Below are 13,056 nucleotides of genomic sequence, written 5' to 3'. Positions count from 1 at the left end.
GGAGGATGGTTATGTCCGCGCCGGACAAGCAGGTCGTCGAGGCACTGCGCGCCTCGCTGAAGGAGAACGCACGGCTTCAGCAGGAGAACAGCGAACTCGCGGCCGCGGCCACGGAACCCATCGCTGTCGTCTCCATGGCCTGCCGCTACGCAGGCGGGATCCGCAGCCCCGAGGACCTGTGGCGGGTGGTGACGGACGGCTCCGACGTCTACACCGCCTTCCCCGAGGACCGCGGCTGGGACCTGGAGGGCCTTTACGACCCGGACCCCGACAACCCCGGCACGACGTACGTGCGGGAGGGCGCGTTCCTGCACGACGCGGGCCGCTTCGACGCCGCCTTCTTCGGCATCTCGCCGCGTGAGGCGCTCGCCATGGACCCCCAGCAGCGCCAGCTGCTCGAAGTGGCCTGGGAGGCCCTGGAACGGGCCGGGATCGACCCGCACGCGGTCCGCGGTACCGACGTCGGGGTCTTCGCCGGCATGGTGCACCAGGACTACGCGCCCGACCTCAGCGGCCACGAGGACTTCCTCAGCCTGGAACGCGCTCTGGGCACCGCGGGCGGCGTCGCCTCCGGACGCGTCGCCTACACCCTCGGGCTCGAAGGGCCCGCGGTCACCGTCGACACGATGTGCTCCTCGTCGCTGGTGGCACTCCACCTCGCCGCGCAGGCCCTGCGCCGCGGCGAGTGCTCCATGGCGCTCGTGGGCGGCTCCACGGTGATGGCGACACCGGGCGGCTTCGTCGGCTTCGCCCGGCAGCGCGCGCTCGCCTTCGACGGCCGCTGCAAGTCCTACGCCGCCGGGGCCGACGGCTCCAGCTGGGCCGAGGGCGTCGGCGTACTGCTCGTGGAACGCCTCTCCGTGGCCCGCGAGCGCGGCCACCAGGTCCTCGCCGTGGTCCGCGGCAGCGCCCTCAACCAGGACGGCGCCTCCAACGGCCTGACCGCGCCGAACGGCCCCGCCCAGCAGCGCGTCATCCGCAAGGCCCTGGCCAGTGCCGGGCTCGCCCCGTCCGAGGTGGACGCGGTGGAGGGCCACGGCACCGGTACGGTCCTCGGCGACCCGATCGAGGCGCAGGCGCTCATCGCCACCTACGGGGAGGGCCGGGACCGGCGGGATCCGCTGCTGCTCGGCTCGGTCAAGTCCGTCATCGGGCACACCCAGGCGGCGTCCGGGGTGGCCGGGGTCATCAAGACGGTGCAGGCGCTGCGGCACGGGGTGCTGCCGGCGACCCGGCACGTGGACGCGCCGACCCCGCAGGTCGACTGGTCGGCGGGGACGGTGGAGCTGCTGACCGAGGCCAGGCGGTGGCCGGACCGCGGGCATCCGCGCCGGGCCGGAGTCTCCTCGTTCGGGGCCAGCGGCACGAACGCGCACGTGATCCTGGAAGAAGCGCCCCGCACCCCGGACGAGACGCCCCGCCCGGGGCCCGCCGGCCCGGTGCCGCTGGTGCTCTCCGCGGGCACCGCCGCCTCGCTGGCCGCCCAGGCCGGGCGGCTCGCCGCGTTCCTCGGGCAGCCGCAGGACGGCGACGAGGTGTCGCCCGCCGCGGTCGCCGGCTCGCTGGTGGCGGGCCGTGCGGTGCTGAACGAGCGTGCGGTGGTCGTCGCCGAGTCGGGCGAGGAGGCGGTGGCCGGGCTGCGCGCGCTGGAGCGCGGCGAGAGCGCGTCCGGTGTCGTCTCCGGTTCCGGAACACCCGGCAAGGTCGTCTGGGTCTTCCCCGGCCAGGGCTCCCAATGGGCCGGAATGGGACGGGAGTTGCTGGACTCCTCACCCGTCTTCGCCGAGCGGATCACGCAGTGCGCCACCGCCCTCGAACGGTGGGTGGACTGGTCGCTCGTCGACGTCCTGCGCGGGGAGGCCGCGCCGGAACTGCTGAACCGCGTGGACGTCCTGCAGCCCGCGAGCTTCGCCGTCATGGTGGGACTCGCCGCCGTGTGGTCGTCCGCGGGCGTGGTGCCGGACGCCGTGCTCGGCCACTCCCAGGGCGAGATCGCCGCCGCGTGCGTGTCCGGGGCGCTGTCCCTGGAGGACGCGGCCCGGGTGGTCGCCCTGCGCAGCCAGGCGATCGCCGCGGAACTGGCCGGCCACGGCGGAATGGCCTCGGTCGCGCTCAGCGAGGCGGAGGCGGTGGCCCGCCTGGAACGCTGGGCCGACCGCGTGGAGATCGCCGCCGTCAACGGCCCCGCGTCCGTCGTCATCGCCGGTGACGCCCGGGCCCTGGACGAAGCCCTGGACACCCTGGAGGACCAGGGCGTCCGCGTGCGGCGCATCGCCGTGGACTACGCCTCGCACTCCCGGCACGTGGAGCGGATCCGCGCCACCCTCGCCGACGCGCTCGCCGGGATCCGCGCCCAGGCACCGGCGATCCCGTTCCGCTCCACCGTCACCGGCGGCTGGGTCGAGGACGCCGGCGTGCTGGACGGCGCGTACTGGTACCGCAACCTGCGCGGCCAGGTGCAGTTCGGCCCCGCGGTCGCCGAACTGATCGGGCAGGGCCACGGTGTCTTCGTCGAGGTCAGCGCCCACCCGGTCCTCGTCCAGCCGATCACGGAGATCGCGGACGAGAGCGCGGGCGGCGAGGACGTGGTGGCGACCGGCTCGCTGCGCCGCCAGGAGGGCGGGCTGCGCCGGCTGCTGACCTCGATGGCCGACCTGTTCGTGCACGGCCTGACCGTCGACTGGTCCGCGCTCCTGCCCGACGGCACGCCGACCCGCACCGACCTGCCGACGTACGCCTTCGACCAGCAGCACTACTGGCTGCGGATGGGCGGCTCGGCCACCGACTCGGGCTCGCTCGGACTGGCCGCGAGCGACCACCCGCTGCTCGGCGCCGTCGTGCCCCTCCCGCACTCCGACGGCCTGGTCCTCACCTCGCGCCTCTCCCTCCAGTCACACCCCTGGCTCGCCGGACACGCGATCGGCGGCGTCGTCATCGTCCCCGGCACGGCCTACGTCGACCTCGCCGTGCGCGCCGGCGACGAATTCGGCTACGGCGTCCTCGACGAGCTCGTCATCGAGGCGCCGCTGGCCCTGCCCGAGCGCGGCGGCGTACGCGTCCAGGTCGCGGTGAGCGGCCCGGACGCGACCGGACGGCGCACGGTCGACGTCTACTCCCTGCGCGAGGACACCGCCACCGAGAGCGCCACCGACGCGTGGACCCGGCACGCCACCGGCCTCCTGTCGGCCGACGCCAGGCCCGCGCGGGCCGACGTCGACTTCACCGCGTGGCCGCCCCCGGGCGCCGAACCCGTCGACGTCGGCACCTTCTACGGCGACCTGACCGAACGCGGCTACGCCTACGGCCCCGCCTTCCAAGGCATGCGGGCGGTGTGGCGACGCGGCGACGAGGTCTTCGCCGAGGTCGCCCTGCCCGACGAACAGCGCGACGAAGCGGCGAAGTTCGGCATCCACCCGGCGCTCCTCGACGCCGCCCTGCACACCAACGCCCTGGCCGACCCGGACGACGACCGCAAGGTGCTGCCGTTCGCCTGGAACGGCCTCGTGCTGCACGCCGCGGGCGCCTCCGCGCTGCGGGTGCGTGTCGCGCCCTGCGGCCCCGACGCGCTCTCCTTCCAGGCCGCCGACGAGACCGGCGCCCTGGTGGTGACCATGGACTCCCTGGTCTCCCTGCCGGTCTCCGCCGACCAGCTCGACGCGGCAGCGGACGACGACCGCGACTCGCTGTTCGGTGTCGAGTGGGCCGAGCTGGCTGCTGGTGAGGGGCCGGTGGTCGCGCCGGAGTGGGTTGCGGTCGCTGATGCGGCGGATGTAATGGCTTCGGCTGCCGGTGCGGCGGATGCGCGGGTGGCGGTTGTGGACGCTGTGGGCGGGGCGGGTGCGGGTGCTGTCCTTGCGCTGTCGGTGCGGGTGCTGGGTGTGGTGCAGGCGTGGCTGGCTGGTGGGGGGTCGGAGCAGGGCCGGTTGGTGGTGGTGACGCGGGGTGCGGTGCCGGCCGGTGATGGTTCGGTGAGTGATCCGGCGGGTGCGGCGGTGTGGGGTCTGGTGCGGGCCGCGCAGGCGGAGAACCCGGACCGGATCGTCCTGGTGGACATGGACCCGGCCGGTGGAGAGGTGACCGGTGGGGGAGTGGACGGTACGGGCTCGGCCGGTGGGGGAGTGGCCGGAGTCCTGGGCGCGGTCCTGGCGAGCGGTGAACCGCAGGTCGCGGTCCGCGGCACCACCCTCTCCGCGCCCCGCCTGGCCCGCGTCACCGGCCGGGCACCGGACGAGCCCGCCGTCTTCGCGGCGGAGGGCACCGTCCTCCTCACGGGCGGCACCGGTTCGCTCGGCGCGCTCGTCGCCCGGCACCTCGTCACCCGGCACGGCGTACGGAACCTGGTCCTCGCGAGCCGGCGCGGACCCGACGCCGACGGCGTACGGGAACTCGCCGCCGAACTGACCGAACACGGCGCCGCGGTCTCCGTGGTGGCCGCCGACGTCTCCCGGCGCCCGGACGTCGAGGCGCTGCTCGCCGCCGTGCCCGACGACCACCCCCTGACCGGCGTGGTGCACCTCGCGGGCGTCCTGGACGACGGGGTGCTCGCCACCCTCACCCCCGAGCGCCTCGCCGGAGTCTTCGCACCCAAGGTCGACGCGGTGGGCCACCTCGGCGAACTGACCCGCGGCCTGGACCTGGACGCCTTCGTCGTCTTCTCCTCCGCCGCCGCGCTCATGGGCTCGGCAGGGCAGGGCAACTACGCCGCCGCCAACGCCTACCTCGACGGCCTGATGGCCCAGCGCCGCGCGGCCGGACTGCCCGGACTCTCCCTCGCCTGGGGCCTGTGGGAGCAGAGCGAGGGCCTGACCGCGCACCTCAGCGCCGTGGACCAGGCCCGCATGAGCCGCGGCGGCGTCCGCGCCCTGACCCCGGCCGAGGGCCTGCGCATCTTCGACACCGGCCTGCACATGGGCCAGGCGCTCCTCGTCCCGATCAAGCTGGACCTCAAGACGGTGCGCGGCCAGGCCGCGTCCGGCGGCGAAGTCCAGCACCTGCTGCGCGGCCTGGTCCGCACCGGCCGCCGCACCGCACGGGCGGCCGCGGGCGACAGCGGGGCCCTGGTCCACCGGCTCGCCGGGCTGTCCGAGGCCGAGCGGGAAAGTGTCCTGCTCTCCCTCGTCCAGACCGAGGCGGGCGCCGTGCTCGGCTTCACCAGCCCCGAACTGGCGCAGGGCACCAAGGGCTTCAGCGACCTCGGCTTCGACTCGCTGACCGCCGTGGAACTGCGCAACCGGCTCGGCGCGGCGACCGGCGTCAAACTCCCCGCCACACTCATCTTCGACTACCCGACCCCGCAGGCCCTCGCCCGCTACCTGCGGGAGGAGTTCGGCGACACCGCGGCCGCAGGCGCCGGGTCCGCGCCGGTCGCCGCCGCCGCGGACCCGGGCGAGCCGATCGCGATCGTGGGCATGGCCTGCCGGCTGCCCGGCGGCGTCACCGGCCCCGACTCGCTGTGGCGGCTGGTGCACGAGGGCCGTGAGGGTATGTCGGACTTCCCCGCCGACCGCGGCTGGGACCTGGACACCCTCTTCGACGCCGACCCCGACACGGCGGGTACGTCGTACTCCACGAAGGGCGGCTTCCTGGAGGGCGCGGGCCTGTTCGACGCCGGGTTCTTCGGGATCTCGCCGCGCGAGGCCCTCGCCATGGACCCGCAGCAGCGCCTGCTCCTCGAAGCCTCCTGGGAGGCCCTGGAGAGCGCGGGCGTCGACCCGGCTGCGGCCCGCGGCGACAGCATCGGCGTCTTCTCCGGCGTCTCCATCCACGACTACGTCGAGTCGCTGACGCACCTGCCCGCGGAGCTGGAGGGCTTCGCCACGACCGCCACCGCCGGAAGCGTCGCCTCGGGCCGCGTCTCGTACGTCTTCGGCTTCGAGGGCCCGGCCGTCACGGTCGACACGGCCTGCTCGTCGTCGCTGGTGGCGATGCACCTCGCGGCCCAGGCACTGCGCCAGGGCGAGTGCTCCATGGCGCTCGCGGGCGGCGTCGCGGTGATGGGCTCACCCATCGGCGTCCTCGGTATGTCGCGCCAGCGCGGCCTGGCCGGCGACGGCCACTGCAAGGCGTACGCGGACGGCGCCGACGGCACGGTCCTCTCGGAGGGCGTGGGCATCGTGGTCCTGGAACGCCTCTCGGTGGCCCGCGAGCGCGGCCACAAGGTGCTTGCGGTGCTGCGCGGCAGCGCGGTCAACCAGGACGGCGCCTCCAACGGCCTCACCGCTCCCAACGGGCCCTCGCAGCAACGGGTCATCCGCAAGGCCCTGGCGGGCGCCGGGCTCTCCCCGGCCGAGGTGGACGTCGTGGAGGGCCACGGCACGGGCACGGTCCTCGGCGACCCGATCGAGACACAGGCGCTCATCGCCACGTACGGCAAGGACCGCGACCCGCAGAAGCCTTTGTGGCTCGGCTCGTTGAAGTCGAACATCGGTCACACGCAGGCCGCCGCGGGCGTCGCCGGTGTCATCAAGATGGTGCAGGCGCTACGGCACGGCGTGCTGCCACCGACGCTGCACGCGCAGCAGCGGACGACCAAGGTGGACTGGTCCGACGGGGCCGTGGAACTCCTGACGGAGGCACGGGAATGGTCGCCCGGCGGCCGCCCGCGCCGCGCGGGCGTCTCCTCCTTCGGCATCAGCGGCACGAACGCGCACCTGATCCTGGAGGAGGCGCCCGCGGACGGACCGGCGGAGCAGGCGTCGCCGCCCGCGGACGGTGTCGTGCCGCTGGTGGTGTCCGCGCGCGGTGCCGCTTCGCTGGCCGCTCAGGCCGGGCGGCTGGCGGCGTTCGTCGAGGAAGCGGAGGGCGGCGACCGGGTGTCGCTGGCTTCGGTGGCGGGGTCGTTGGTCGCCGGTCGTGCGCTGTTGAGTGAGCGTGCGGTGGTGGTGGCTGCCTCGGGGGAGGAGGCCCTGGCCGGGTTGCGGGCGTTGGAGCGTGGTGAGAGTGCGGCCGGTGTCGTCTCCGGTGGCGGTTCGGGTACGCCCGGCAAGGTCGTGTGGGTGTTCCCGGGTCAGGGTTCTCAATGGGCCGGTATGGGGCGGGAGTTGTTGGACTCGTCGCCGGTGTTCGCGGAGCGGATCGGTGAGTGTGCGGCGGCGCTTGAGCCGTACGTGGACTGGTCGCTCGTTGATGTGCTGCGGGGTGAGGTCGAGCCCGAGTTGTTGGAGCGGGTGGATGTGCTTCAGCCCGCGAGTTTTGCGGTGATGGTGGGGTTGGCGGCGGTGTGGTCGTCGGTGGGTGTGCTGCCGGATGCCGTGGTCGGGCACTCGCAGGGTGAGATCGCGGCGGCTTGTGTGTCCGGGGCGCTGTCGTTGGAGGATGCGGCCCGGGTCGTGGCGTTGCGCTCTCAGGCGATTGCCGGGGAACTTGCTGGTCGTGGCGGGATGGCGTCCGTCGCGCTCAACGAGGTCGACGCGGTGGCTCGTCTCGGGCGCTGGTCCGGCCGGGTCGAGGTGGCGGCCGTCAACGGTCCGTCGTCCGTCGTCATCGCTGGTGACGCCCAAGCACTGGACGAGGCCCTGGAAGCGTTCTCCGCCGATGGTGTGCGGGTGCGCCGGGTCGCCGTTGACTACGCCTCCCACACCCGCCACGTCGAGGACATCGAAACGGTGCTGAGCGAGGCGTTGGCGGAGATCGAGGCGCAGGCGCCGCTCGTGCCGTTCTACTCGACCGTCACCGGCGGCTGGGTGGATGAGCCCGGGGTGCTGGATGGCGCGTACTGGTACCGCAATCTGCGTGGTCAGGTCGCCTTCGGTCCGGCCGTGGCGGGGTTGCTGGGGCAGGGTTATGGCGCGTTCGTCGAGATCAGTGCTCATCCGGTCCTGGTCCAGCCGGTCACCGAGACCGCCGACGAGAGTGGCACGGATGTGGTCGTGACGGGTTCGCTGCGCCGTGACGACGGCGGTCTGCGACGGCTGCTGACCTCCATGGCCGAGTTGTTCGTCACGGGCGTGCCCATGGACTGGAGCGGGGTGCTCCCGGTCGGTCAGGCTCCGGTCGCCCTTCCCACGTATGCCTTCGACCACCAGCACTACTGGCTCCACACGGCCCAGGCCGCCACCGACGCGGCCTCGCTCGGTCAGCGGAAGGTCGATCACCCGCTGCTCGGTGCGATGGTCCAACTGCCGCACTCCGACGGACTGTTGTTCACATCACGGCTCTCGCTCAAGACGCACCCCTGGCTGGCCGATCACCTCGTCGGCGGAGTCTCGGTGTTCCCCGGAACGGCCCTGGCCGAGCTGGCCGTGCGGGCCGGTGACGAAGCCGGTTGCGGGGTCCTGGACGAGCTGGTGACCGAGGCGCCGCTGATCGTGCCCGAGCACGGCGGCATACGTCTTCAGATCGCTGTCGGCGCTCCCGATGAGAACGGCGCGCGCAGCCTGGAGATCCACTCCCAGCGTGAGGACGCCGACAGCGGCGCGGACGCCTGGACCCGGCACGCCGGCGGAACCCTGTCGGCGCAGGCCCCCCGCACCGTGAACGACTTCGACTTCACCGCCTGGCCGCCACCCGGCGCCGAGGCCGTCGACGTCGACGGCTTCTACGCCGGTCTGGCCGTACGGGGTTACGAGTACGGCCCCGCCTTCCAGGGCGTACGCGCACTGTGGCGGCGCGGCGACGAGACGTTCGCCGAGGTCGCCCTGGACGAGGAGCGGCGCAAGGGCGCCACGGAGTTCGGTGTGCACCCGGCCCTGCTCGACGCGGCCCTGCACCCGCTCACCGCCGACGGCGACGGCGACGGTGACACGGTCCGGCAGCCACTGGACTGGAACAACCTCGTCCTGCACGCCGTCGGCGCCTCCGCCCTGCGGGTGCGCCTGCGGAGCGGTGACTCCGGCACGGTGACGCTGGAAGCGGCGGACGAGACCGGCGGCCCGGTCGTGTCGGCGGAGTCGCTGACGCTGCGGGAGCTGACCGCGGAACAGCTGACAGGCGCCGGGGACACCAAGGTGACCGACTCGCTGTTCGGTGTCGAGTGGACCGAGCTGGCTGCTGGTGAGGGGCCGGTGGTCGCGCCGGAGTGGGTTGCGGTCGCTGATGCGGCGGATGTGGTGGCTTCGGCTGCCGGTGCGGCGGATGTGCGGGTGGCGGTTGTGGACGCTGTGGGCGGGGCGGGTGCGGGTGCCGTCCTTGCGCTGTCGGTGCGGGTGCTGGGTGTGGTGCAGGCGTGGCTGGCTGGTGGGGGGTCGGAGCAGGGCCGGTTGGTGGTGGTGACGCGGGGTGCGGTGCCGGCCGGTGATGGTTCGGTGAGTGATCCGGCGGGTGCGGCGGTGTGGGGTCTGGTGCGGGCCGCGCAGGCGGAGAACCCGGACCGGATCGTCCTGGTCGACGCGGACCCGGCCGGTGGGGGAGTGGCCGAAGTCCTGGGCGCGGTCCTGGCGAGCGGTGAACCGCAGGTCGCGGTCCGCGGCACCACCCTCTCCGTACCGCGTCTCGTCCGGGCCCGGCCCGCCGACCCGGCAGGGACGTTCGGCCCCGAGGGCACCGTCCTCATCACGGGTGGCACCGGGTCCCTGGGCGCCCTGGCGGCCCGGCACCTGGTCACCGGACACGGCGTACGGAAGCTGGTCCTCGCCGGCCGGCGAGGACCCGACGCCGACGGCGCCAGGGAACTCGCCGCCGACCTCACCGAGCGCGGTGCCGAGGTCTCCGTCGTGGCCTGCGACGTCTCCGACCGCGACCAGGCGCGAGCCCTGCTCGCCTCCGTACCCGACCTGCGGGCCGTCCTGCACACGGCCGGTGTCCTGGACGCCGGCGTGATCGAGGCACTGACCCCCGAACGCCTGGCCGAAGTCTTCGCGCCGAAGGTCGACGCGGTGGGCCACCTCGACGAACTGACCCGGGGCCTGGACCTGGACGCGTTCGTCGTCTACTCGTCCGTCTCGGCCGTCTTCATGGGCGCGGGCAGCGGCAGCTACGCCGCCGCCAACGCCTACCTCGACGGCCTGATGGCCCGGCGCCGCGCGGCCGGACTGCCCGGACTCTCGCTCGCCTGGGGCCTGTGGGAGCAGACCACCGGCATGGCGGCCGGCACCGACGACCTCGTCCGGTCCCGGATGAGCAGGCGCGGCGGCCTCCAGATCATGAGCCAGGCCGACGGCATGCGGCTCTTCGACAGCGCGATCGGATCGGACCGGTCCCTCCTCGTGCCCGCCCGGCTCGACCTGCGGGCGGTCCGCGCCGACGCCACGGCCGGCAGCGGCGTACCGCACATGCTGCGCGGCCTGGTCCGCGCGGGCCGGCAGCAGGCACGGGCCGGCGCCGCCAGGGACGGCGAACTGCTGCGCCGCCTCACCGGCCGCACCACCGCCGAACAGCAGAAGGTCCTCACCGACCTGGTCCGCACCCAGGCCGCGATCGTCCTCGGCCACGCCGGAGCGGACGGGGTCCCCGCGGACATCGCGTTCAAGGACACCGGCTTCGACTCGCTGACCGCCGTGGAGCTGCGCAACCGGCTGCGCGAGGCGACCGGCCTGAAGCTGCCCGCCACCTTGGTCTTCGACTATCCGAACCCGGCGGCCCTGGCCCGCCATCTGCACACCGAACTCGTGCCGGACGGCGGCGACGCCGGTCAGGACGTGGACGAGGTGCGGCTGCGGCACGCGCTCGCCTCCCTGCCGCTCGCCCGCTTCCGGGAGGCGGGACTCATGGACGCCCTGGTCCGGCTCGCCGCCCTCGGCGACCGCGGACCGGCCGCCGTCCCCCTGGACGACACCGACGACGAGCAGGCGATCGCCGACCTCCAGGTCGACGACCTCGTACAGCTGGCGCTCGGCGACAACCAACTCCGCGACACCGGAATGATTGGGGATCTCAAGTGAGTGCGTCGTACGAAAAGGTTGTCGAGGCGCTACGGGCATCGCTCGAAGAGGTCGGTGCGCTGAAGAAGCAGAACCGCCGGCTCGCCGACGCCTCCCGCGAACCGGTGGCCGTGGTCGGGATGGCCTGCCGGCTGCCCGGCGGCGTGACGAACCCCGAGGAGCTGTGGCGGCTCGTGCGGGACGGCGTCGACGCCGTGACGGGCTTCCCCGCGGACCGCGGCTGGAACCTGGAGGGCCTCTTCGACCCGGACGACACCGGGCGCGCCGGCACCACGTACACGGACCGGGGCGGCTTCCTCCACGAGGCGGGCCTGTTCGACGCCGGGTTCTTCGGGATCTCGCCGCGCGAGGCCCTCGCCATGGACCCGCAGCAGCGCCTCCTCCTGGAGACATCCTGGGAGGCGCTGGAGCGCGCTGGCATCGACCCGGTCTCGCTGAAGGGCACCGACGTCGGCGTCTTCTCCGGCGTCTTCGGCCAGGGATATGTCGCCCCCGGCGCCGACGTGGTGACACCGGAGCTGGAGGGCTTCGCGGGCACGGGCGGTTCCACGAGCGTGGCCTCGGGCCGTGTCTCCTACGTCCTCGGTTTCGAGGGCCCCGCCGTCACCATCGACTCGGCGTGCTCGTCGTCGCTGGTGGCGATGCACCTGGCGGCCCAGTCGCTGCGCCAGGGCGAGTGCTCCATGGCGCTGGCCGGCGGCGCGACGGTCATGGCCAACCCCGGCGCGTTCGTGGAGTTCTCCCGCCAGCGCGGCCTGGCCGCCGACGGCCGCTGCAAGGCGTACGCGGACGGCGCGGACGGCACGGGCTGGGCCGAGGGCGTCGGCGTGGTCGTCCTGGAACGCCTGTCCGTGGCCCGCGAGCGCGGCCACAAGGTCCTTGCGGTGCTGCGCGGCAGCGCGGTCAACCAGGACGGCGCCTCCAACGGCCTCACCGCCCCCAACGGCCCCGCCCAGCAACGCGTCATCCGCGGGGCGCTGGCCAACGCGGGACTGGCACCGGCCGACGTCGACATCGTGGAGGGCCACGGCACGGGCACGGTCCTCGGCGACCCGATCGAGGCGCAGGCGCTGCTCGCCACGTACGGCAAGGACCGCGACCCGCAGAAGCCTTTGTGGCTCGGCTCGTTGAAGTCGAACGTCGGGCACACGCAGGCCGCCGCGGGCGTCGCCGGTGTCATCAAGATGGTGCAGGCGCTGCGGCACGGTGAGATGCCCGCGACGCTGCACGTGGACGCGCCGACCTCACAGATCGACTGGTCGGCGGGGGCGGTGGAGCTGCTCACGCAGGCCCGTGTGTGGCCGCGGCGGGAGGCTCCGCGCCGGGCGGGCGTGTCGGCGTTCGGCGTGAGCGGCACGAACGCGCACCTGATTCTGGAGGAGGCGCCCGCGGACGGACCGGCGGAGCAGGCGTCGCCGCCCGCGGACGGCGTCGTGCCGCTGGTGGTGTCCGCGCGCGGTGAGGCGGCGCTGGCCGCTCAGGCCGGGCGGCTCGCGGCGTTCGTCGAGGAGGCGGAGGGCGGCGACGGGGTGTCGCTGACTTCGGTGGCGGGGTCGTTGGTCGCGGGTCGTGCGCTGCTGAGTGAGCGGGCGGTCGTGGTCGCGGCGTCGCACGCGGAGGCTCTGGCCGGGTTGCGGGCGTTGGAGCGTGGTGAGAGTGCGGCCGGTGTCGTCTCCGGTGGCGGGGGCGGCTCGGGCAAGGTCGTGTGGGTGTTCCCGGGTCAGGGTTCTCAATGGGCCGGTATGGGGCGGGAGTTGTTGGACTCTTCGCCGGTGTTCGCGGAGCGGATCGGTGAGTGTGCGGCGGCGCTTGAGCCGTACGTCGACTGGTCGCTCGTCGATGTGCTGCGGGGTGAGGTCGAGCCTGAGCTGTTGGAGCGGGTGGATGTGCTTCAGCCCGCCAGTTTTGCGGTGATGGTGGGTCTGGCGGCGGTGTGGTCGTCGGTGGGTGTGCTGCCGGATGCCGTGGTCGGGCATTCGCAGGGTGAGATCGCGGCGGCTTGTGTGTCCGGGGCGTTGTCCCTGGAGGATGCGGCGCGAGTGGTGGCCTTGCGCTCTCAGGCGATCGCTGCACAGTTGGCTGGTCGTGGCGGGATGGCTTCGGTCGCGCTGAGCGAGGTCGACGCGGTGGCTCGGCTGGAGCGTTGGTCCGGCCGGGTCGAGGTGGCGGCGGTCAATGGCCCCTCGTCCGTCGTGATTGCCGGTGACGCCCAAGCACTGGACGAGGCACTGGAGGCGTT

The 13,056-nt window shown here is 73.8% G+C and carries 2 protein-coding genes; both read left to right on the top strand.

Annotated elements, in window-relative coordinates:
* Window positions 1–11 precede the first annotated feature (11 nt).
* The gene (locus tag ABZY33_RS29870) at window positions 12–10,817 is read left to right on the top strand and encodes a type I polyketide synthase (protein ID WP_356494814.1); all 10,806 of its coding nucleotides are present in this window, start codon (window positions 12–14) and stop codon (window positions 10,815–10,817) included.
* On the top strand, window positions 10,814–13,056 hold a 2,243-nt coding region (locus tag ABZY33_RS29865), incomplete at its 3' end, for a type I polyketide synthase (protein WP_356494813.1). The genes ABZY33_RS29870 and ABZY33_RS29865, both read left to right, overlap by 4 nt.

Source organism: Streptomyces sp. NPDC006552 (assembly GCF_040611655.1).
In the GTDB taxonomy this organism is placed as follows: Bacteria; Actinomycetota; Actinomycetes; order Streptomycetales; family Streptomycetaceae; genus Streptomyces.
Note: the sequence above shows the minus strand (reverse complement) of the source record. Positions and strands in the feature narration are given on the sequence as shown.

Bases quoted from the DNA above. Each gene is read 5' to 3' on its own strand.
- ABZY33_RS29870 (WP_356494814.1), top strand. From the start codon at position 12: ATGTCCGCGCCGGACAAGCAGGTCGTCGAGGCACTGCGCGCCTCGCTG.